This window comes from Inquilinus ginsengisoli, assembly GCF_050434925.1.
Taxonomy (GTDB): Bacteria; Pseudomonadota; Alphaproteobacteria; order DSM-16000; family Inquilinaceae; genus Inquilinus; species Inquilinus ginsengisoli_B.
Window position 1 is genome coordinate 1758283 of record NZ_JBNDJK010000001.1, and the last position, 22820, is coordinate 1781102.

Here is a 22820-nt window from a genome sequence, read left to right on the forward strand (position 1 = left end):
AAGTTCCCCTTCGAAGTCGAGCGGCTCTCGTCGGCCCCACCGATCGAGCGCCGCGTGGTTGCGCATCCGCGCAATCGGCCCCCCGATGCGCGGTCCGTCCCGAAAGTGCCGCTACAGCACGAAGTCGGAGGCCACCGGGCCGATGGCCCCGGTCAGCTGGATGTGGAAGTCGCTGACCTTGTCGCCGTTGACGTCGCCGGCGATGGTGGTGACGCCGCCGGCCACGGCAAAACGCAGTTGACCGGCCACGCCGGTGTACAGCGCGCTGCCGATGAAGCTGAAGGCCTGGTCGCCAGCAGCGGCGGTGCTGGCGTCGATGACGCTCAGATCGATGCTGTCGGCCTGGGCATGGCTGAAGTCGGTGATGACGTCCGCATTGGGACCGACCCCGCTGTCGCCGATGGCGGTGAAGTAGAACTTGTCGGCATCGCCGCCGCCGCTCAGCGTATCCTTGCCTGCCAACCCTTGCAGCACGTCGGTTCCGTTCCAGCCCTGCAGCACATTGGCACCGGAATTTCCCACCAGGCCGTCGTTACCTTGGCTGCCGGAAAGGTTCTCGATCCCGATCAAAGTATCGCCCTCGGCATCACCGTCGTTGCCGGTGCCGGTATCGAGACCGACCGCAACTCCGACCGCGCTCTCATAGTAGCTGGCGGTGTCGATGCCGGCGCCGCCGTCCAGCACGTCGGCCCCCGCCCCGCCGCGGAGCACGTCATTGTCGTTCCAGCCCTGCAGCGTATTGGCGCCGCCGTCCCCGGCCAGGGTATCGCCGCCCTGGCTGCCGGAGAGCGTCTCGATCCCGGTCAGGATGTCGCCCTGGGCTTCGCCGCCGCTGCCCTTGCCGGTGGCGAGGCTGACCGAGACCGCAGTCGAGCTGGTGAAGTAGCTCGCGGTGTCGATGCCGTCGCCGCCGCTCAGCACGTCGGCCCCCTCCCCGCCGCGGAGCACGTCGTTGCCGACCATCCCGTTCAGCGTGTCGGCGCCACCCAGGCCGCTCAGCGTGTCATGCCCGCCATAGCCGCCGAGGACATTGGCGAGCGACGAGCCGGTCAGGACATCGTCGAAGGTGCCGGTGCCGCGGATGTTCTCGATGCCGGCGCCGATCACGTCGCCCTGGGCATCGCCGCCAGCAGCGGTCAGCGTCGTCAGGTTCACCGTCACCGCCGCCCGGCCGTTGTAGTCGATGGTGTCGATACCAGTGCCGCCGATCAGCGTATCCCCACCGGCTCCACCCAGCAGAACGTCGTCGCCGGCGCCGCCGTCGAGCGTATCGTTGCCGGCCAGGCCGGTCAGATAATCGGCGCCGAGGCTGCCCTTCAGCTCGTTGGCGGCCGCCGACCCAAACAGGACGTCGCCGAAATCGCTGCCGGTGATGTTCTCGATATCGGCGCCGATCGCGTCGCCCTGAGCGTCGCCGCCAGAACCGATGCTGCCGATGGTGATGGTCACCCCACCCGACGAGCCGATGTAGTGGATCCAATCGATGCCGTCGCCGCCGTTCAGCGTGTCGGCCCCGACCCCACCGGACAAGGCGTCGTCGCCCTCGCCGCCATTGAGCGTGTCGATGCCAGGACCGCCCTGCAGCGTGTCCGCGCCGGCGCCACCGGCCAGGACGTCATTGCCCTCGTTTCCGTGCAGGACGTCGCCGCCGCCCGCCCCGTAGAGAACGTCGTCGCCGCCGAGGCCAAAAATCGTATCGGCGGTCTCGGTGCCGGCGAGATCGTCGTCGCCGTCGTTGCCTTGAATGAACGCCATGGAGGTTCCCCTTCGAAAAGACGGCTCTCGTCGGCCCCACCGATCGAACGCCGCTTGGTTGCGCAGCCGCGCCTTCGGCCCCCCGAAGCGCGGTCCACCCAGAAATCTGCTGCTGGAAAATCGCCGGGCTCCTCGTCGATCGAGTGCTCCGGCCGCGGACGCGTGCCCGTCGTTGACGACGTCTCCAGCCGCCCTGTCCGCGGTCGCCGCGGCCCGTCGGGGCCGCATTTGCCGGCCGGCTTCGCGACGGCCGGTCGGCCCAGTGTCCCCAAGGGCATGCGCGCTGCATGCGGTCCCAAGGGCGATGATCGTCTCTTGTTCGAGTGCCGCCGAGCTCCATCGCGGCGACATCCGCAATAAACGGCAAAACCGGGATTGGTCGCTATCCCTTTTGCGCAATCCCTGGTCCGGAAACGCAGGAATGTTCGTTTGCAAACACCGCGGGAGGGCCTTGCCTCGGCCATCTTCGTGCCCGAAATCTGGTCTTCCGGGCCGCCTGACCGCAGGGACTCGGGGGCCGGCCCGCCGTCCGGCGGGATAGTATGGCGACCGCCCCCGCCCCGGCCGCTATCCCTTTTGCGCAGCGATTGCTCCGGAACCGCGGCGATGTTAGCGTCGATCTGCATATGGTCGTATTTTCAGTCGCGTTCGCACCGGCGGGTCACATGCCGGACGGCGCGGGGGGTGGTTGATGCGGGGACGCGGTGTCCGCCGCGGCTGATCCGGCTGCGGCGCCGGGGGCATGGCAGGTTGCGGCGCAGAGGGTCACCGAGCTCGACGAGATCCGGGCTGCGGTCTCCGGCTCCATCGAGCCGCACGGGATCGAGCGCATCGGTCGGCCCAGGCCCTTCGACGCCCATAACAAGTTCGGCGAGATCGGCGGGCTGCGGCTGGTCCAACTGCGCTACGGCGTCGATGTCATGATCGACCGGCACGAGACCCTGGCGACCAACGGTGTGCTGATCGAGACCCCGCTGACCGGCCATTCCAAGACCACCAGCGGCCGCCAGTCGGTGATCTCGACGCCGACGCTGGCGACGGTGCTGGCGCCGCACCTGCCGACCCGGATCCATTACAGCCACGACTGCGAGAAGTTCGTGCTGCGCATCGATCGCCACCGGCTGGCGCGGCATTGCGAGGCGCTGCTGGGCCGCGAGCTGCGCCGCCCGCTGGAATTCGAGCTCGGCTTCGACCTGACCGGCGGCGCCGGCCGGGACTGGCTGCAGCTGATGCATCATATGCAGGCGGCGATCGAGCAGGAGAACCTCCTGCTGCGCTCGCCGCTGGCCGCGGCGCAGTTCGAGCAGCTGATGATGACCACCCTGCTGCTCGGCCAGCCGCACAACCACAGCGAGCTGTTTCAGCAGCCGCAGGCGACGCTGGCGCCGTTCTACGTCAAGCGTGCCGAGGCCTATATCGAGGCCAATCTCGACCAGCCGCTGTCGGTCGCCGAGCTTGCGGCCCAGGCCGGGGTCAGCGCCCGCAGCCTTCAGGCCGGCTTCCAGCAATACCGCGGCACCACGCCGATGGCCTATCTACGGGAGCTGCGGTTGCAGCGGGTGCACGAGGCCCTGCTGTCGGCCGATCCGCAGCGCAGTTCGGTGACCGACATCGCCCTGCAATGGGGCTTCGGCCATCTCGGCAAGTTCTCGGTCGCCTACAAGCAGCGCTTCGGCGAAAGCCCCAGCACCACCTTCCGCCGTTGGCGCTGAGTCCCGCATCCCCACGCGGGCAACCAATGACCTCTCGGTTCAAGCGGCTTCCATCAGAACGGCCAAGTCGTCTCTGGATTCCGTGGCAAAGGGCGAGGGTGGCACGCCCCGGTTCTCCCCCGTGCTGTACCTGGCCGACCTGATGATAGGTTACTTAGCGGCGGCGGGAATGTTCGCGGCGCCATATCGCGTTTCGTGCCATATGGGGCCGATGCGCCGGAATGGGTTTCCGGATCCGGTCAATAGCGGCGGTCACTGCGAGACCGGGCCCGCAGGCCACCTGCCTGCGGGCCGGGATGATGACCGCGGCGGACCGGCTCGGCGTGCCCTTCGAACAAGCGATGGAGCACGGGCGCTGGAGGAGCTACGCCGCGGCCCGGATCTACCGCCGGCACTCGAGTCTGTAGACGGGGCCACGACACGAAAGTGATCAGATTGTCCGGTTCGCGAGAACGTACGCGGAACCCTTCAGGTCGAGCGATCAGAGGCGTCCACGGTCTCTTCGCCGAGCGTCGCATACAGCGCGGTTTTGCCCACCTTGATCCGTGCCGCGGCCTCGCGAACCGTGAGGCCCTGGGCGATGAGCGTCCTGGCCCGGTGGAGCTTCTCCTCCGTCACCACCGGCTTCCGTCCGCCCCGGCGGCCGCGGCGGCGAGACCGGCGCGGGTCCGTTCCCGGATGAGGTCGCGCTCGAACTGCCCGAGGGCGCCGAAGATGTGGAAGATGAGCCAGGCGCCAGGTGTGGTGGTGTCAATCGCCTCCGTCAGGGAGCGGAAGCCGACGCCCTGAGCCTCCAACGCGTTCACGGTCTCGATCAGGTGCGGTAGCGAGCGGCCGAAGCCCTGGATCGAGTTGATCATAACGACGACGGCGGCGCACCGCTGAATAGCGAAGCTCTTCTTGGGGTCGCTACAAGAGTAGGACGTAGGCGTCCGGAATCCATGAACAAACCGGCAACCTCATTGGATTTCCGCGGAGGAGGTCATGCTGCGGCCGGGACGTTGGTCGCCGTCCTGCGCAGGGGGCGGAAGGCGCCGCTGGGCGGGAGATCCTGGCGGTTCCAGTCGTAGGTGCCTGTCAGGTTGATGTGCTCCCAGATCTGCGGCGAGACATGGCGCAGGATCGCGTCCGGTAGGTCGTGGCCTTCGGCGCGCGGCTGGTCGACCGCCCGCGACAGGTAGACGGTGTTCCACAGGATGATAGCGCTGACCACCAGGTTGAGGGCCGAGGCCCGGAACGCCTGGCTCTCGAAGGAGGCATCGCGGATCTCGCCGCGCTCGTGAAAGAACACCGCCCGGGTCAGCTTGTGCCCGGCCTCGCCCTTGTTCAACCCGGCCCGGCAGCGGGCCCGCAGCGCCGGGCTGGAATACCACTCGATCATGAACAGGGTGCGCTCGATCCGGCCGATCTCGCGCAGGGCCTTGAACAACAGATTGGTCTTCGGCAGCGCCGCCAGCTTCTTCAGCACCACCGATGGCGCCACCTCGCGGTCCTCGATCGACAGGCCGATGCGCAGCACCTCGTCCCAGGCCTCGCGGATCGCGCGCTCGTCGATCCGGCCGCCGATATGCTGACGCAAGAGTGTGTCAGGTTCGCTGCTGGCGAAGGCGTAGAGGCTCCAGTCCTTCAGGTTGCGCAGCCGCGGCACCAGGCGCCGGCCCAGCACCGCGAATAGGGCGAAGACATGGTCGGTGGCGCCGCCAGTGTCGACATAGTGCTCGGTGATGTCCAGCTGGGACGCATGGCCGTAAATGCCGTCCAGCACATAGGCGGCCTCGCTCTCGGTGACGCCGATCGGCAGGATGTGATAGTGCCCGTGCTGATCGGAGACCCAGGTGTAGAACTTGCCGCCAGGTCCGCTGCTGTAATGGGTGTTGACGTCGCTGCGCTTGCCGGCGCGGCCCGCGGCGGGGAAGAACTGGCCGTCGGAAGACGAGGTCGCGCCGTCACCCCAGATCCGGGCGTAGGGATGCACCAGTTGGGCGTCGATGATCCGGGCAACGCCGGCCTTGAACGCCGGGTCATGGGCATGGAACTGGCGGCACCAGCCGATCTGTCGGGCGGTAACGCCGGCGGAGGCCTCGGCCATCCGGTTGGGCCCGAGGTTGATGGCGTCGGCGAGGATTGCCGCCGACGCCCGTAGTCGCGGTAGACCTCTGCCGGAACGGCGAGCTGCATCGCGAGATAGCGCAGCACCTCGTCCGGCACTGCTTCCCAGTCTCGCAGGCCGAAGCCCGGATGCCGCAGCAGGCAGAGCTGCACGGCAACGCCAAGGCGATTTCTATCGCCATGCCGGGCCAGGACGAACTCCAACTCCTCCGGGGCGAGCGTGTAGTGCCGGATCAGCGCCGCCCGGTCGGTCGGAATGTCGAAGAGCCGATGCCGCTCGTCGTCGGTCAACAGATTGTACCGCGCCATGGAGAATCTCGGCAGAGAGCGATCGGTTCAGACCAGCCCAGCGCCGGCAGTGAGTCCAGCGGGAATGGTCCGCCGTTGTCCGAAAGGGATGGAAACAAGACGGTGCGGCGACGAATTCGGAACCTACATGGCAACGGAGCTACAAACAGGCACCTCCAAACGCCGGCCTTCAGCCTCCATTCCGGCCAGATCGACTATCCTCCGTTGCTGTCGGCCGCACGTTGTCTTCACTTTCGTGCTGTCGCCCGTCACCGGGCTGTGTTCCTGTTTTGTCCGGCGAAAGGTGCATTGGCGGTAAAACCTTGAGGTTCCCCCAAGCACAGCCGGCGATCGCCGTCCAGCTGGCGAGCCTGGGCCTGTTCCCAGGGCCGGCCGCCGTCCTGTTCGCGGCGCCGGTGGTCTCGGCCGAGCTGCTCGCCCTGCACCGCGCCTATCACGAAGCGACCTGGGCGTCAGGACCGCGCTGCTGGGCCCACTATCTGGCCGAGGCCTAGGTGCCGCACGTCACGCTCGGCGGGGGCTTGAGCCCCGCGGGCCTGCGCTTGGCCGCGGGGCCCGCGGCGGTCGGGAACGCGATCGCGGCCGGGCAGCCGCGGCCGACGGTGTTGCACAAGATCGCGCTGGTCCGGTTCCATCCGGTCGAGATGCTGTGGTCGCGCGCCTTGTCGGGTCCGTGAGCGGGGAAGGGGAGGGGGCCATGCTGGACGATCGTGCCGCGACGGATCCGCTCGCGACGATGACGGTGCTGCCGGACGCCGCCCTCACCGAGGCGCAGATCGCCGCGATCCGCCGCGTGGCCGAGCGCGCCGACGCCCTGGTCGAGGCCTCGCTCTCGGCCAACACCCGGAAGGCCTATGGTTCGGCCTGGCGGCAATGGAGCGAATGGTGCCTCGGCTTCGGCCTCGATCCGCAACGCGCCGACGCGCCCTGGCTGGCAATGCACCTCACCGCCCTGTCGGAGACCCGGAAGCTCTCCACCCTCGAGCTGCGGCGCGCCGCCGTGCTCGAGGTCCGGCGCCGGCTCGGCCGTCCCCTGTCGTTCGACGACGCCCAGTTCCAGGCCTTCCTCGCCGGCCTGCGCCGAACCAAGGGCGTGCGGCCCTCGCGGAAGGCGGCGCTGCTTGAGGAGAATCTGCGGGCGGTGATGCTGCTGCTAGTTCCGGAGACGGCACCCGACCCAAAGCGCCGTTTGCGCGACCGCGCGCTGCTGCTGACCGGCTTCGCCGGCGGCTTCCGCCGCTCCGAACTGGCCGGCTTCGACCTGCGCGACCTGAGCTTCACGCCCGAGGGGCTGGTGCTGTTCGTGGCCGGCTCCAAGACCGACCAGGAGCGCCGCGGCGACGAGGTCGGCATCCAGGCCGTGCCGAGTTCGCCGCTCTGCGCCGCCACCGCGGTCTCGGCCTGGCTCGCGGCGCGGGGCGACACGCCCGGGCCGCTGTTCTGCCGGATCGACCGCGGCGGACACCTGACCTATGGAATCGACGGCCGGCTGCAGCCGATCGACAGCAAGACCGTCGCCCGGCTGGTCAAGCGGGTGATCAAGGGGACCGGGCTGGCGGAGGGGGAGTTTTCTGGGCACAGCCTGCGCGCCGGCATGATGACCGCCGCCGACCGCAAGGGCGTGCCGCTCGAGGCCGCGATGCAGCACGGCCGCTGGAAGGACGCGCGCACCGCCCGCGGCTACCGGCGGCATTCGAGTTTGTGGGTGGGAAATTTCACGGACAAGCTGTTGAGCGAGTAGCCGAAGTAAGGTTCGTCCCCATTGCTGACTGCAGACGCGGTGTCGACGCTGCGCCTCTCCGATGGTCCGATATCGGGCAGAACGCGGTCGGCAGCACTGGAGCGTTCCAGGTTGAGCTTGATGTCGAGTGGCCGACCGTCCGCAGAGTCTGAGCTTTTGTCGCGTGGAACCGTGAGCCGGCCGGCAGGCGCAATCGGGTCATTTCGCGGCTCCGCCCGCTCTGGTATACCGTCGACCATTCAAGGCGCGCCTTTGCCCATATTTTCCTGTTTCAAGACGACGATTGGAAATGCGAGCGACGCCGCGGAAAGAAGCCCGTCCGTTCCGTCGACGACATTGACCGCCTGCGCGGCCGGAAAGCCTGCGGCCGGGTGGTACGCTCAACACAGGCTCCAGGGGAGCGGCCATGGCCAGCGGATGGGGTTACGCCGTAGGGATCGATCGTTCTTCCGGCACGTTCTATACGCAAATCGTCTATAGCATCGATCCTATTGTCGGTGGACTCGGGTTGTCGTGTATCGGATTCCTCTTGCCAGATTCAACTCAGCGCCAGATAGTTGTTTCTCTACTTTCCAAAGGACAACTCAGATGGCTCAAAACGCGAGCAATAGACCTGTCGCCGATCAGGATCCGATACAGACAGCATTTGATGTTATACTGGTTGAGGTTGGCCCCAATAGCGTTGGCGCTATTAAGGCAGTGAGGGAGATCACCGGCCTGACCCTGAAAGAAGCAACGAAACTTGTCGAGAGCCTGCCGAGAACAATCAGGGAGCAGATAAGCAAAGCCGACGCTGAGGAGGTGAAGGAGAAATTCGAGAGCGCGGGTGCAACGGTCAAGTTGCAATAGCCGTCAGAACGAAGCGGTGTTCTGCATAAGGGCGGATGAGTTTGCCAAACCATCCGCCCAGTGTGCCAAAGCGCGGCCCCCACCTACAATCTAGGACCCGTTCCCAGATCGCTATCCACGAGAGAGATGCAGCCGCACAGGTAATGGTCCGCTTCGGGTCGCGGCGGTCATGTTCGCTCTCGGAAGCCCATCGCAGTGACGGCCATTCACCCTTTGCCGACAGCACGGGCGCGGCACCACCATCCTCAGTGGGTCCGCTTTCCGGCCTATGGAGACGGTCGGGGCGCCTGCCAAGGCACTCGCTGCATTATGCCAAGGACGCGCGCTCGTGATCAGGTGACCATGGTCAGGATCGGGCGCATGCGCTTCACCGACCATGCGGTTCAGAGCACCATCATGGTTGGTTGCTTCTTTGTTCCTCGATGTCGGACGCCCACGCACTCCTCTTTTAATGACCCCGAATGAGCACTCCAATTGAAGGTGGACGTGTCGGGTGAGACCGCCGTGAAGGATCGGCGACGGAGAAAGCGGAGGTGCGGTGGCGTTGCTGACCGCACCTCCACGCATGGATCTCGATCGGACTATAGAACGAAATCCGCCGCGGTCAGGGCCGGAGCGTTGATCAGCGCGATCGACAGGTCCGCTCGGCCGTCCCCGTCGATGTCGGCACCGATCACGGTGACCTGCCCGCCGCTGTCAAAGACGCGCAACTGCCCGGCCTGCCCGGAGAAAGCAGCGGCGCCGATGAAGGTAAAGGCTGTGTCGCCGTTGCCGCCGTCGCCATCGGCATCGATGGCACCGAGGTCGATCCTGTCGCCCTCGGCCGATGAGAAGTCGGCGACGACGTCGCGGGTGTCGAAGCCGGGGACGGAGTCGCCGGCCGCGGCGAAGACGAACCCATCGGCGCCGGCCTGGCCGTACAGCGTGTCGGCGCCCGCACCGCCCGAGATCCGGTCGTCGCCCGCGCCTCCGACCAGGCGATCGGCGCCGTCGCCGCCGGTCAGGCCGTCGGTCCCGGCTCCCCCGCGCAGAACATCGTCGCCGGCAAAGCCGTCCAGATCATTGTCGCCGGTGTCACCGGTGAGCGTATCGTCGAAGTCGCTGCCCCATACGATCTCGATCCCGGTGAACTGGTCGCCGGCGGCATCGCCTCCGCTGGCCGTGCCGGCGGCGAGATTGATCGACACGGCGCCAGACGAGAGCTCATAGGAGATCAGGTCAACGCCGTCTCCGCCATCGAGCGTATCGGCCCCCGTGCCACCGTGCAGGTCGTCATCGCCGGCGCCGCCTGCGATGACGTCCGCGCCATCCTGGCCGATGAGCCAATCTGCGCCCGCGCCGCCGTCTATGACGTCGTTTCCGCCCAAGCCGATGAGCCGGTTCGCCGCCGCATCGCCGGTCAGGCTATCGTCGAAGCCGCTGCCGAAGACATCCTCGATGCCGATCAGCTGGTCCCCTGCGGCATCGCCGCCGCTGCCCGCGCCGGTGGCGAGGTTGACCGAGACCGCGCCAGATGAGTCGTCGTAGTAGACCTCGTCGATGCCGGCCCCGCCGTCGAGCTCGTCGGCCCCCGCGCCGCCATGCAGGCTGTCATCGCCGGCGTCTCCGAAGAGGCCGTCGTCGTCGGCAGCGCCGTCGAGCGTGTCGGCGCCGTCGCCGCCGAGGAGCAGGTCGGATCCGCCACGCCCGCGCAGGAAGTCGTCGCCGGCGTCGCCGTTGATACCGTTCGACAGGTCATTGCCGAAGAGCTGGTCGCCGTGGCCCGAGCCGATCAGGCCCTCGATGCCCGCCAGGGTATCTCCGGCGGCATCGCCCCCGCCGGCCGTGCCGGCGAGCAGGTCGACCGCGACGGCGGCAGACGAATCGCTGTACAGGGCGACATCGAAGTTGCCGGCCCCGCCATCGAGGGTATCGGCGCCCGCGCCGCCGTCGAGGCGATCCTCTCCTTCAAGGCCGATGAGCGTGTTCGCGGCCGCATCGCCGGTCAGGGTGTCGTTCAGCTGGCTGCCGCTGACGCCTTCGATGCCGGTCCACGTGTCCCCAGCAGCGTAGCCTCCTTCCGCCTGGCCGGTGGCGAGGTTGACCGTGACGGCGGCATCCGAATTGAGATAGGCGATGATGTCGATGCCATCCCCGCCCCGGAGCGTGTCGGCGCCCCAGCTGCCATGCAGCTCGTCATCACCTGCGCCGCCATCGATGACATCGTCGCCTTGCATGCCGATGATCCGGTCGTTGCCGGCTAGGCCTTCCAGCGTGCTCGCACCCGCGCCGCCAACCAGGAAATCATCGTGCGCGGAGCCCCGAAGATTCTCGATGCTGATGAGGATGTCGCCTTCGGCTTCACCCCCGCTGGCCGTGCCGTTCGCGAGATCGATCGACACGCCGGCGGCCGCGAAGTCATAGCGTGCCGTATCGATCCCGTCGCCGCCGTCGAGACGGTCCGCGCCGACGTCGCCCAGCAGGCCGTCGTCACCGTTCCCGCCCCTCAGAGTGTCGTCGCCGGTATGGCCCCAAAGCTGATTGCCGCCGGCATTGCCGACGAGCGTGTCGTTGAAGCTGCTGCCGATCACGCCTTCGACGTTGAGGAATATATCCCCGGCGGCATGGCCGCCGCTGGCGGCACCGGTGGCGAGATTGATCGATACGGCGGCGTTCGAGGCGGTATAGGAGATCCTGTCATCGTCGCCGGCCCCGCCATTGATAATGTCGGCCCCCGCGTGACCCCATATCCAGTCATTGCCGCCCAGGCCGTTGATGATGTCGGTACTGCTGGTGCCGTTGATGACATCGTTGCCCGCGGTTCCGTTGATGATGGCCATGGTCAAATCCTCCCCTTCAGGCTAATGCCCCGCAAAGGCGGAGCAATGGTGACAGCTGTGAACGGATGCGCGCACCGGCGTTGCGGGATGCCAGGAGCTGCGTCGGTTTAGAACCGAATGCGCGGGCGTCGCGCCGCGAAGCGCAACCCTCTTGGACGTATGCAAGGACGTTCCAACGCTTGGCGGCAACGCCTGAATGCTTCTCTGACCGACATCGGCAGGTCAGTCCAACAATGAAATACTTGAATATGTATACAAGACAATCCTCCCAGGCGCACCAAAAAAAGCCTTGGGAAGATAATCACTCCGGCGATTGCCGAAGCGACGGCGCGGGCCGCCTCGCATTGGGCACTATGCCTGACCGGCCTCAGCTTTTCGCGCGATGCCCGGGCAGGCCCCGGCGTCCGGGTGTTGGCCAAGAGCGAGACCGCGACGAGCGCGTCCGCGCGCTCGGCCCACGGTTTGACCGAGAAAGAGGCCCGGATCTTGGCTCAGCAGCGGTCTGTCCTTCTCAGTTGCGGCCGGGCGTGGTGTGGGGTAGCGCGTTCCGCTGAGCACCGATCGGCTGTAGGATCAAAGTGGCGAGGCAGGTCGGGCTGGCATGGCGATGTCGGATATCGAGCGGCTCGAGGATGTCCCGGCAGCATTCATCACAGCCTGGAGCCACCAGATTGCAAGAAGGGGGGGTGCGATTTCCGGATCGGGCGGATTGCGGTCGTAGATTTCGTGGCCCAACGGCGACATGTTTTCACCCTTATGGACGTCAACCCTCTGATTTCGTTGGCCGATAATGGCAGTTATCGCGCACTGAACAGCTTGTTGCGCGGCGCGGATGCGGTAGAATCATGATCGAGGCGCCGCCGGGCTTCGAGGAGAAGGGCGACGACTTTGTGCCCTCGACGTCCGCGGCAGCAGCAAGACCAGCGTGGCGCTGTCGCCGATGGTGGAGTTCGGCGGCCGGCTGGACCTGGACCCGGAGACCGCGCTGCGGGCCTATGTCGCCTTCGGCATGAGCTACCAGCCGGACAACAGCCGGACGATCCATTCCAGCTTCGCCGGGGCGTCCTCGGCCAACGGCACCTTCAGCGACCGGATCGACTCGCCGGACGTGCTGGGCCGGATCGATGTCGGGCTGCAGCTGTTCCGGGCCGGCGGCTTCGAGCTGAAGGGCGAGTACACCGCCGATATCGGCGGCTCGTTCCTCAGCCAGTCCGCCAGCGCCCGCGCCGCCTATCACTTCTGACGGCGAGGGCTATCAGGAGCCGGGCGGCCATGGGATTCTTGTTTCGACAGCAAGCGGCAACGGAGGGCCAACTACTATCAAATAATGGGCCCCGGCCGAATCTGGACCCATCGATTCCCCCCAACTGGATCTATGGCCGGAATACATACGGCAATAAGCTTCGTCCGGCCGCGCCTGCGGGTGAGCGGCAACATTTGATTGAGGCTTTGGGGGGATCATGGCGCAAGGATTGTCCGGGGCAGATTTCAAGTCTGGCGCGATCTTGGTGAACGATGCGGCGGCGAGTCTTGCCGGGGCGCTGAGCTACCGGGCGCAGTCGTCATCTCCGAGCCTGGCCGCCTTCAGAGCAGCGTTGCCGACCCAACCGGTCCCGTATCGGCGCTGCCTGGTCGCCGGGCTGCTGGGAACCGCAGCCTGGCTCGCCCTGCCGAACCCGGCCGCGGCACAGGCCTGCAACATGTTCATGTTGGGGGGCGTCAAAACCTGCACCTATTCCGGCACCGGGTCCACATGGGGCTTCCAGACCGGCAATATCGATGCGCCGCCGATGCTGGTGACCTCGCACGGCTACATCATCATGTATGTGAAGACCGACGAGGCGGTCGGGCTGAATTTCGGTTCCTTTGGTGCGACCGAAAACAGTGGGCGCGGCGGCAACGTCCAGGGACTGCAGCTCACCAATGCCGGATCGATCACTCTGTACGAGGATTCGACGACGGGCGGCCAGACCTACGGCATTCAGGCGGTCCAGACAGCCGGCAACGGCGATCCGGGTGGATCGAGCATCGGCGTCAACGGAAGCCGCGTGCCTGCGGGCGTGACCATCAACAACGCCGGGCCCGTCACCGTCACCCTGAACAGCATCCAGGTCGGCGGCGGAGCCGGCATCTGGGGAGCGGATACCGGCGGAGACGGCTTGAACGGCGGATCGGGGGGGTCGTCGGCCGGCGTATCGATTACGAGCGGCGGCGCCGTCAACGCTGATGTGAACATTACCAGCACCGGCTTCGCCGGAATCCTGGCGCAGTCGGCGGGGGGCAACGGCTATATCGTAGGCAACGACGTCGGCATCGGCGGTGCCGCAGGACCCGCAACGGTCACGCTGACCCAGGGCGGAGACGTTACCCTGCAGCTCAACGGGACGCCGCCGAGCGCTCTTGGGGTGAGCGGCGGCGTCCTGGCGACGGCAGTCGGAGGGCTTGGCGGCGGCAACAGCTCCAACGGTCAAAACGCCGGGGACGGGGGCGCCGTGGCCGGGGCCAGCGTCTCGGCCACCGACGCGAGCGTTTCGACCATCGGCGTCAACCTGCCCGGCATCGTGGCCTTCGCCCAGGGCGGCAACGGAGGGCAGGGCGGGAGCCTGGACAGCCTCGGCGTCAGCCTCCATGCCGGCCAAGGCGGGGGGGGCGGTGCCGTCAATGGATCGGCCGCCGTCACCCTGACCGGGTCGTCTCCCAGTGGTCCCACCGGAGCGACCACCGGGAACAACTCTCCCGGCGTCTACGCGCTGAGCCTCGGCGGCCAGGGCGGCGATGGCGGCTATCTCAACCCGGCCTTGGGAGAGGGGACGGCCGGGTATGGCGGGGCGGGCGGCGATACCGGCGCGGTCACGGTGAGCCTGGTCTCGGCCTCCATCAACACCAGCGGCACTTCCTCGCCCGGCATCATCGCCCAGTCCGAAGGGGGTGGCGGCGGGGACGGCAACGGCAGCGGCGGAGTCGGCGAGATCTATGGCGGCAATGGCGGGAATGGCGGGTCCGCGGGCACCGTGACCGTGATGCTCGACAGCGCCTCGACGATCCAGACCAGCCAGTCCGGCTCGGTCGGCATCCTGGCGCAGTCCCTCGGCGGAGCGGCCGGCGAAGGTGGAGAAGGCTTGGAGGAACATGGCGGCACCGGCGGCATAGGCGGCAATTCGGACACCGTGAGCGTGACCAATGGCGGTTCGATTACCACATCCGGCCAGACGGCCCATGGCATCGTCGCCCAGTCGCTGGCCGGGGGCGGTGGGTCGGGAGGCTCCTCCTGGTCTCTCTTCCACTCCAGCGGCGGTTCGGGATCGGCGGGCGGCACTTCGGGCGAAGTCGACGTCACCAACACCGGGTCGATCACCACCAACGGGTCGAACGCCCATGGTGCCCTGCTGCAGTCGATCGGGGGCGGCGGCGGTGCCGGCGGCGGCGCCGGCGGCCCGATCTCGAATGTCGGCGGCAGCGGCAGCTTCGCCGCCGATGGCAGCACGGTGAATTTCACGGCGAGTGGCGGAAACATCACCACCAACGGCATTTCCGCGATCGGCGTGCTGGGCCAGTCGATCGGCGGCGGCGGCGGCGACGGCGGTGGCTCGGAGGGTGTCGCCGTGACCATCGGCGGCCAGGGTGGCGTCGCCGGAAGCGGTGGAGCGGTCACCGGCACGCTGAACCCGGGTGCTGCGATCAGCACCACAGGTGATCTCGCGGCCGCGGTGGTCATGCAGTCGATCGGCGGCGGCGGCGGCAATGGCGGCAATGCCAGCAGCGACGGGCTGTTCGCGACGGTCGCCATCGGCGGCAATGCCGGCGATGGCAGCGTCGGCGGCACCGTCAACCTCAACGCGACGGGGGCGACGATCACGACCGCCGGCTCGCATTCGCAGGGCCTCGTGGCGCAGTCGATCGGCGGCGGCGGCGGCACCGGGGGAGCATCGCTCTCCGGCTCGATCGGGGCCGGGTTCTCCTCCTCGGTCGCCATCGGCGGTACGGGTGGATCGGGCACGGATGGCGGCGCGGTGACGGTCACCCTGGCCGACACCACGATCTCGACCGGGCAGAACTCCATCCTGGTGAACGGGTCGGGCAGCACCATCCCGGTTCCCTGCACGCAGACACCGTCGCAGTCGCAGGCGAACTCGTCACCCTGCAACGGGCTGCCGGTCGATTCCTTCGGGGTCGTGGTGCAGAGCATCGGAGGCGGTGGCGGCCTGGGCGGGTCGGCCACGGCACAATCGATCGCCGTCTCGACCCCGGTGACGGGAGAGGGCGATCAGGTCGCGCTCGCCATCTCGGTGGGCGTTGGCGGCAAGGGCAAGGGCGGCGGCGACGGCGGTGCCGTCCAGTTCTCCCTGTCGAACGGCAGCACCATCACCACCTACGGCCAAGGCTCCGCCGGGGCGCTGATCCAGAGCGTCGGCGGCGGCGGCGGCGCCGGCGGCGATTCTTCCGCCAGTGCTGCCGCTGTCGGCTTTCCCCAAACCCTGCCCGACAACAAGGATGGACCGGGCGGAACCGTCGCATTCTCCGTCGGCGGCACCGGCGGGGGCGCCGGCAATGGCGGCACGGTGCAGGTGGCGCTCAGCGGAACGGTGGGGTCGAACGGGCCGGTGGCGGATGCCAGCGGCACCACCTCGATCACGACCTATGGCGACTTCGCCGACGGTATCGTGGCGCAGTCGATCGGCGGCGGCGGCGGCAATGCGGGGTCGGGCGCCGGCAACACGCAGGATTTCGGCACCGGCACCACCACGTCGTTCTCGTTCGTCCTGGGCTCGCAGGGAGGTACCAGCGGCAATGGCGGCGCGGTCACCGTGGACACCTTCTCGGGCAACAGCATCGCCACGCATGGCTCGGGCGCGATCGGCATCGTGGCGCAGTCGATCGGCGGCGGCGGCGGGTCGTCGCAGGGCGGCTCGATGAGCGTCGCCCAAAGCTTCAAGCCCAATAGCGGCAGCGGCGAAGGCGGCGCCAATCCGACCATCAAGCCGGGCCTGTCCGTCCAGCTGGGAATCCAGGGTAGCGGCGGCGGCTATGCCGACACGGTCACGGTCAATGCCGACGCGCCGATCACGACGCTCGGCGGCGATGCCGTCGGCATCCTGGCGCAGTCGATCGGCGGCGGCGGCGGCCTTGGCGGGTCTGCCGGCTCCGACGCTTCGGGCGACAATCCGTTCGTGGCCGCGCTCAACGGCCGCGAATGGCAAAGCGACGTGAACAACTACATCACCGATGGCTCGACCCCGTCTTACGACCCCACCCTCGCCCTCGCCATCGGCGGGACCGGGGGAACCGGCGGCAACGGCGACACGGTTCTGGTGACCCTGGGTGCTCAGATCGCGACCCTGGGGACCTGGGCCAGCGGCATCATCGCGCAGTCGGTCGGCGGCGGCGGGGGCAAGGGGGGCACTGCGGTCGCGACCGGCACAGGCGGGTCGGCCGAGGTGACGATCAATCTCCAGCATGCCATCGGCGGCAGCGGCGGCGCCGGCGGTGACGGCGGGTCCGCGACCGTCGAGCTGGACGAAGGCTCGTCGGTGAGCACCGGCGGCGTCGGCGCGGCCGGAATCGTCGTCCAGAGCATCGGGGGCGGCGGCGGTGTCGGCACCGACGGCTCCGACAGCGCCACGGGCGACATCTCGGTCGGCGGCACCACGGACGGCAAGGGCGGCAGCGGCGGCAATGGCGGCTCGGCGGCTGTCACCCTGACGAACTCGTCCACCGTCACCATCGCCACCACCAATGCCGTGGCCGATGGCGTGGTGCTGCAGTCGATCGGCGGCGGCGGCGGCATCGGCGGCACCGGCAATGAACGCTGGGGCCAGAATCTGGGGACGCCGGAATCGGGCGCACTGGCCCTGACGGTCGGCGGCGGCAGCGGGGCCAGCGGCAACGGCGGCTCCGCGACCTTCGCCTCGTCGAGCGCCGGCAACCCGGTGACGATCTCCACCACCGGCTATGACGCCTACGGCATCCTGGCCCAGAGTATCGGCGGTGGCGGCGGCGTCATCAGCACCAACCCGATCTCCAGCTCGATGAGCTACACGATCGGAGGCAAGGGAAGCGGCGACGGCAACGCCGTCTCGGTCTATCTGCCCGCCGGCAGCGGCATCACCACGACCGGCATGGCAGCGCACGGCATCGTGGCGCAGTCGATCGGCGGCGGCGGCGGCGTCATCCGCGTGGTGCAGTGGTGGCAGGACACCCCGACGCTGAGCACGTCGGTGGGGAACTGGCTGACCACGGAGAAGGGGAGCGGCAATGGCGGGGACGTGACGGTCCAGACCGCTGAGAACGCTCCCATCAGCGTCTCCGGGCCGGGCTCGATCGGCATCCTCGCGCAGAGCATCGGCGGCGGCGGCGGGTTCGTTGCCCAGAACGGCGACATGTTCGCCGGCTCGGTCAATCCCACCGCGTCATACACCACCGGAAATGTCGACGTGACGGCGAATTCTTCCGTTTCCGCCACGGGTCAGGGCGGAATCGGCATCTTCGCGCAGGGCACGGGCACCACGTCTTCGACCGGGCGGGTCGACGTCGTGATCAACAACTACGACAACCAGGGCGTCACCGTCTCCGGCGGCACCGGATCGGGCAGCGCGGGTGTCTGGGTCGACACGCCGGCGAACAGCCCGACAGCCTCGGTGACGAATGACTTGGCCACCATCACCACGGCCGACGGATCCAACGGCACGGCGATCACGGTCACCGGCGGCGGGCAGATCGCCGTCACCAACAATTCCGGCAACATCGACGGCACCATCACCGGCTCCATCTACACCAATGGTGGCCAGATCAACGGCAGCGGCACCTTCAATGCCGGTCCGATGATGGAGGCCGCGGACGTCGTCACCAGCGGCACCTTCAATCTCGGCCTGCCGGGCGAGCTGCGGGCCACCAGGGTGACCGGGAATTTCGTCCAGACCGGTGAGGGCCGGCTGGGCGTGACGGTCGACTCGCTGAACAGGACGGCCGGCCACCTGCAGGTCGACGGCACGGCGACGCTCGACGGCCAGATCGTGCCGACGGTGCTGACGCTGCTGCCGGGCGCGCTGCCGGTGGTGACCGCAGGGCACCTCACCTCCACCGCCGACGGGCTGGACGCGCTGCTGTTCCACTGGGACACGGCCCAGTCCGGCAACACCCTGACCCTGGCGCCGCGCTCGGACTTCAAGCCCGGCGGCGTGGCCCTGAACGACAGCCAGGCATCGCTGGCCGGCTATTACGGCCGGGCCTGGGACAACGGCGACAAGGCCTTCGCCACCCGCTTCGCCCAGCTGTCGACGATCAACGACCGCAGCGACTACAAGGCGGCGCTCGACGCCTGGTCCAGCAAGGCGGCGCATGCCCAGTCGATCGCGCTGGCCAATTCGGCCGGCACCATCCTCGGCGCGGCGATGAGCTGCCCGGTCTTCATCGACGACAGCGTGCTGCTGGGCGAGGACAACTGCGCCTGGGCCAAGGTCACCGGGCGCTGGACCGACCAGTCCGCCACAAGCGACACCCAGGGCTATTACGTCTCGGGCACCACCTACCGGATCGGCGCCCAGCACGAGATCGCCCCCGACTGGTATCTCGGCGCCTCCTTCGGCTTCGGCCAGAGCTGGGCGCGGATGGATGGCGGCTCCTCCGGCAACGGCGACACCTATGACGGCTCGGTCACGGTGAAACGCGTGATGGGGCCGTGGCAGTTCGCAGGCTCGGTCGCCTTCGCCGGCGGCTCGTTCGAGGCCGACCGGCGGGTCGACATCCCCGGCATCGCCAGCGAGACGCTGAAGAGCGACCCCAGCATCTTCCTGGCCGGCGGCCGGCTGCGCGCGGCTTACGAGTTCGCCTTCGAGGACTGGTACATCCGGCCCTATGGCGATCTCGACGTGGTCTACACCGACCTGCCGGGCTTCCAGGAGAAGGGCGACGACCTCTACGCGCTGGACGTCCGCGGCAGCAGCAAGACCAGCGTGGCGCTGTCGCCGATGGTGGAGTTCGGCGGCCGGCTCGACCTGGATACCGAGACCGCGCTGCGGGCCTATGTCGCCTTCGGCATGAGCTACCAGCCGGACAACACCCGGACGATCCATTCCAGCTTCGCCGGGGCGTCCTCGGCCAACGGCACCTTCAGCGACCACATCGACTCGCCGGACGTGCTGGGCCGGATCGATGTCGGGGTGCAGCTGTTCCGGGCCGGCGGCTTCGAGCTGAAGGGCGAGTACACCGCCGATATCGGCGGCTCGTTCCTCAGCCAGTCCGCCAGCGCCCGCGCCGCCTATCACTTCTGACGGCGAAGACCATCAGCGAGCCGGGCCGCGGGGGAAACCCGCGGCCCGGCCGGCTTCAGTGAAGCATCGTTGCGACGTCGTCTGGCGCCCGGGTTTTATTTCTCTGCGGCTCTTCACGTTCGGCGAGACCTCCTACATCACCCGCAGCTAACGCGTTGATAACAACGCACGATATGGACGATTATCGCGCATTGGAACGATCGTTGCGCGGCGCGGAAACGGTAGAATCGTCGTCGGGCGACATGACGCCGCGGCCGATGTCCGGGCGATGACGGGACGACGATGCGAAACAACGACGCCACGGTGCCGGCAGACAGCGCCGCAATCCTCCAGCTCGGCGTCACCCATCCGGAAAACCTCCAGCATCTCCGTCTTTTCTGAGGACACCGCCGAATTGACCCACCAGGTCGAGGCGTCGGAACCTAGCGTCTCGACGAACGCGCCTGGAATCTGGACTCATCGAAAGCGTCTATCTGGACCTACTCGCATAACATGGCAGGCAATATGATCACCGTCCTGTCCATGCGATCGAGCGCGCCGCGGGAATGCGGCTACTCACGAGATGGACAAACATTAAGGCAAGCTGCATCGAGCCGTCAGGCGGGTCGCGATGTTGAGACCGAAAGGAGCACGAGCATGACGACATTGACCGTGAGCAATGGGACGGCAATTAGCCTCAACCAGTCCGGATCGACGCTGTACACCATCTTGCAGGCGTCAGGCTTCACTCTCACGAGCATCAGTGTGACGGCTGCAGGGGCCGCAGGCAATTGGGGTACCAAGTCAGAAAACCCAGCCGGGAACGGCGGGCAAGTCACGGCCACGATCCCAGTCACGTCGGACTGGGGCAATCAGGGCTGGTACCAACTGATGATCAACATCGGGTCGACGGGCGCCAGTGGCTCGGGCGGCTACAACGGCGGTGGACACGGCGGATCAGGATTAGGCTCAGGCGGGCAAGGAGGTGGCGGCGGAGGCCGTACGGATATTCAACTGATGGTGCCGCAACCGGGCCAGCAGCCGGGTCAGCAGGGCCAGCCCGGGCCGTACATCATCTTTGCTGGCGGTGGCGGGGGTAGTGGCCAAGGGACGGGCAAAAGTGCAGGGGGACAAGGCGGCGCCGGCGGTCAAAACGCGACTGCGGGCGGCAGTGGCGCATCACCGGGCGGCTCGGGTGGCGGCGGTGCCAATGGTGACAACGGAGGCTCCGGAGGGGCAGGGATGAGCAGCTCCAATGGCTATTCGGGATCGGATGGCGGTGCAGGGGGCCCAGGGGGCTTCGATACGTTTGGTACCAGTCATGGCGGTGGGGGAGGCGGCGCTGGATATGCCGGAGGCGGCGGAGGCGGGGCAGCCCAATCTGTCGGCTCGATAGATAACGGAGGTGGCGGTGGTGGTGGTGGTTCCAGCTACTTGCCTGTCCTCGATCAATCCAACCCACCAACCAACATCCAATACCAGGACGGTACTAACGAGGGAAACGGCAGCATCACGGTGACATTCAACGGCACCCAGAGCTGACGAACTCCTGCTCAACTAGGCCGAAGCGAGCTTTCGCGCTGCAAGCGGAACTGGCCCAAATATCGTTGCCGGCATAGTTGCCGCCGGGGCCGCCGTGACGCGGCCCCGGCATCCAGGTAGCGGACATCGCTCGGATCGGCGTTTCGCGTCCGTTTGCGCAATACTGGCCCGGCCACACCGCGTGAAGTCCGGCAGACGTTGCGGGGTCGGCCATCCAACTGCGCTCGCACGGTGGGCTTGTCACGTTCGCTGACTTTCGAAGCGCCGGCGCGGCGTAGCGGTGGCCATGACCCCGCCTGGCTATGCCGGTTACCGCTTTCCATCGGACGTGATCCAGCGCGCCGTGTGGATGTACCTTCGCTTCAAATCGTCGTCGGTTGACACGACGCCGCGGCCGATGTCCGGGCGATGAGGGGATGACCACCCGAGTGCCGGTAGCGAGTCCAGGGAATGGGCGAAAGGGAGCCCTTTTGCGCGATCGATCCAGGGTGGGGCGGTCGTGAGCAACCGTGCCCGGTGTTCCTGATTTGTCCGGCTTAGCGTATTCTGGCGATAAAACCTTGAGGCGGCCCCTATCAGCGCCGTTCAGTTCCGGCCCCGGCGGCTGGGCGAGATCGGGCCGCCGCCACAATTGGTAAAGCGCAGCCAGCACAAGCGGAGGTGGAAGTAGCCATGCCGCGCGACCTGAACACGAAGCTGATCGACGTCTAGATCGAGGACGACATACGCCGGCACGAACTGCGCTGGGCAGCGCAGAGGCTGGGGATGCGCGAGGACGAGATCCAGGCCTCCTGGCGATGGGACTCGCGGTCGCCGAGCGACAGATCGAAGCTCTTCGTGTTGACCCATGAGACAGGACCCGTTCCGGGATCACGCGAAGCTGAACGTCATCCGACGTCGCGCCCGGTCCATGGGACTGTCCCGCCTGCAGATTGCGGATCTCGTGATGCGTGGTCCCGACGAAGCCGAACGCCGGCTGCCCACCGCGCCGCGGCTGCTCCGGCTGAAGGATCTGACCCGCGCCGAACGGCTGCGCGCTTCCTGCACCGGCGTGAGGTGCCAGCACAAGGGCTCGGTCGATCTCGATCGGCGCCGGTGGGACACCTGACGCTGCAGGAGATCGCCAACCGGCTGCGGTGCGATGAGTGCGGGGCGCGCAAGCCGAAGCTCGAGGTCGGGCCGCCGGTTCCTTCGGACGCCGGCCTAGGCCGATGCTCTTCACCAACGAGCTGCGCTGCTGGGCGTCGTTGAGAGCGACTAGTCTATGGGTAGTCCGCCGGCAGGCTCCAGCGCTCGCGGTACTCGTCCGGTTCGAATCATCGTCGAGCTGACGCGCTTCAACAACACCGCCGCGATGCGCAACACCGTGACCGGTCTGCTGCGCGGCTCAATGGCAGGGCCCGCGGCGTCATCTTCGACCTGCGCGGCAATCCCAGGCAGCCTGCTCGACCAGTCGGTGGTGCTGGCCGAAATGTTCATGGACCACGGCCAGATCGTCTCGACCGCGGTCGCAACCCGGACTGCGACCAGAGCTTCAGCGCCCCGGGCGGCGACAAGGACCGTGGCACCGTCGCCATCCACGCTCAGTAGTAACGCTGTCTCGTCTGGCTCCCGTCACTGATCGCCGATCGATACTTGGCTGAGGCCTGTCCGGCAGATGGACCGATCCGTTGACGATTCCTAACGATTTTGACTAACAGACTATGCAGAATGTCTGATAAATCTTTCTATATCTGAG

At 67.4% G+C, this 22820-nt stretch carries 14 protein-coding genes and 1 pseudogene; 9 read left to right on the top strand and 6 right to left on the bottom strand.

Annotated features, from left to right (window positions below; genetic code table 11):
* Positions 1-111 precede the first annotated feature (111 nt).
* Positions 112-1755 carry a calcium-binding protein gene (locus QFZ27_RS08590; RefSeq protein WP_429225750.1) on the bottom strand — a complete coding sequence of 548 codons (1644 nt, stop codon included), beginning with the start codon at positions 1753-1755 and terminating at the stop codon, positions 112-114.
* Positions 1756-2459: 704 nt separating this feature from the next.
* Here QFZ27_RS08590 and QFZ27_RS08595 point away from each other — a divergent pair.
* Complete coding sequence (locus QFZ27_RS08595; RefSeq protein WP_429225751.1) at positions 2460-3467, top strand: AraC family transcriptional regulator; 1008 nt, start codon at positions 2460-2462, stop codon at positions 3465-3467.
* A 468-nt stretch (positions 3468-3935) separates the two neighbouring features.
* On the opposite strand, the gene QFZ27_RS08600 is transcribed toward QFZ27_RS08595, so the two are convergent.
* From QFZ27_RS08600 to QFZ27_RS08615, 4 genes and pseudogenes are all read right to left on the bottom strand, one after another.
* On the bottom strand, positions 3936-4085 hold the full coding sequence (locus QFZ27_RS08600) for a hypothetical protein (RefSeq protein ID WP_429225753.1): 150 nt from the start codon (positions 4083-4085) through the stop codon (positions 3936-3938).
* On the bottom strand, positions 4082-4327 hold the full coding sequence (locus QFZ27_RS08605; RefSeq protein WP_429225754.1) for a recombinase family protein: 246 nt from the start codon (positions 4325-4327) through the stop codon (positions 4082-4084). The genes QFZ27_RS08600 and QFZ27_RS08605 overlap by 4 nt, the downstream gene beginning before the upstream one ends.
* Before the next feature lie 122 nt (positions 4328-4449).
* On the bottom strand, positions 4450-5721 hold the full coding sequence (locus tag QFZ27_RS08610) for a Tn3 family transposase (RefSeq protein ID WP_429232431.1): 1272 nt from the start codon (positions 5719-5721) through the stop codon (positions 4450-4452).
* Positions 5649-5885: pseudogene (locus tag QFZ27_RS08615) on the bottom strand (DUF4158 domain-containing protein); the annotation flags it as partial. The gene QFZ27_RS08610 and the pseudogene QFZ27_RS08615, both read right to left, overlap by 73 nt.
* A gap of 302 nt (positions 5886-6187) precedes the next feature.
* Here QFZ27_RS08615 and QFZ27_RS08620 point away from each other — a divergent pair.
* From QFZ27_RS08620 to QFZ27_RS08635, 4 genes are all read left to right on the top strand, one after another.
* Positions 6188-6379 (top strand): hypothetical protein, encoded by a 192-nt coding sequence (locus tag QFZ27_RS08620; protein ID WP_429225755.1) that lies wholly within the window; start codon positions 6188-6190, stop codon positions 6377-6379.
* Positions 6380-6562, top strand: a complete 183-nt coding sequence (locus QFZ27_RS08625) for a hypothetical protein (RefSeq protein ID WP_429225756.1) — start codon at positions 6380-6382, stop codon at positions 6560-6562.
* 20 nt (positions 6563-6582) lie between these two features.
* Positions 6583-7626 carry a tyrosine-type recombinase/integrase gene (locus tag QFZ27_RS08630; protein ID WP_429225758.1) on the top strand — a complete coding sequence of 348 codons (1044 nt, stop codon included), beginning with the start codon at positions 6583-6585 and terminating at the stop codon, positions 7624-7626.
* Between the two features lie 588 nt (positions 7627-8214).
* Positions 8215-8475, top strand: coding sequence for a ribosomal protein L7/L12 (locus QFZ27_RS08635; protein WP_429225760.1), 261 nt, complete (start codon positions 8215-8217; stop codon positions 8473-8475).
* Between the two features lie 581 nt (positions 8476-9056).
* On the opposite strand, the gene QFZ27_RS08640 is transcribed toward QFZ27_RS08635, so the two are convergent.
* On the bottom strand, positions 9057-11294 hold the full coding sequence (locus QFZ27_RS08640; protein WP_429225761.1) for a calcium-binding protein: 2238 nt from the start codon (positions 11292-11294) through the stop codon (positions 9057-9059).
* A 925-nt stretch (positions 11295-12219) separates the two neighbouring features.
* Here QFZ27_RS08640 and QFZ27_RS08645 point away from each other — a divergent pair.
* The 4 genes from QFZ27_RS08645 (at position 12220) to QFZ27_RS08660 (ending at position 22190) form a co-directional block, all read left to right on the top strand.
* On the top strand, positions 12220-12537 hold the full coding sequence (locus QFZ27_RS08645) for a hypothetical protein (RefSeq protein WP_429225762.1): 318 nt from the start codon (positions 12220-12222) through the stop codon (positions 12535-12537).
* Between the two features lie 352 nt (positions 12538-12889).
* Positions 12890-19561: a hypothetical protein gene (locus QFZ27_RS08650; RefSeq protein WP_429225763.1), complete on the top strand. Its 6672-nt coding sequence runs from the start codon at positions 12890-12892 to the stop codon at positions 19559-19561.
* A 636-nt stretch (positions 19562-20197) separates the two neighbouring features.
* Positions 20198-21082, top strand: a complete 885-nt coding sequence (locus tag QFZ27_RS08655) for a hypothetical protein (RefSeq protein WP_429225764.1) — start codon at positions 20198-20200, stop codon at positions 21080-21082.
* A gap of 946 nt (positions 21083-22028) precedes the next feature.
* Positions 22029-22190 carry a hypothetical protein gene (locus QFZ27_RS08660; protein WP_429225765.1) on the top strand — a complete coding sequence of 54 codons (162 nt, stop codon included), beginning with the start codon at positions 22029-22031 and terminating at the stop codon, positions 22188-22190.
* Positions 22191-22820: the final 630 nt, after the last annotated feature.

What these genes read in the sequence shown, in the direction of transcription:
- QFZ27_RS08590 (WP_429225750.1), bottom strand. Translation starts at nt 1,755, where the DNA reads ATGGCGTTCATTCAAGGCAACGACGGCGACGACGATCTCGCCGGCACC.
- QFZ27_RS08605 (WP_429225754.1), bottom strand. Translation starts at nt 4,327, where the DNA reads ATGATCAACTCGATCCAGGGCTTCGGCCGCTCGCTACCGCACCTGATC.
- QFZ27_RS08630 (WP_429225758.1), top strand. Translation starts at nt 6,583, where the DNA reads ATGCTGGACGATCGTGCCGCGACGGATCCGCTCGCGACGATGACGGTG.
- QFZ27_RS08635 (WP_429225760.1), top strand. Translation starts at nt 8,215, where the DNA reads ATGGCTCAAAACGCGAGCAATAGACCTGTCGCCGATCAGGATCCGATA.
- QFZ27_RS08640 (WP_429225761.1), bottom strand. Translation starts at nt 11,294, where the DNA reads ATGGCCATCATCAACGGAACCGCGGGCAACGATGTCATCAACGGCACC.
- QFZ27_RS08655 (WP_429225764.1), top strand. Translation starts at nt 20,198, where the DNA reads ATGACGACATTGACCGTGAGCAATGGGACGGCAATTAGCCTCAACCAG.
- QFZ27_RS08660 (WP_429225765.1), top strand. Translation starts at nt 22,029, where the DNA reads ATGCGTGGTCCCGACGAAGCCGAACGCCGGCTGCCCACCGCGCCGCGG.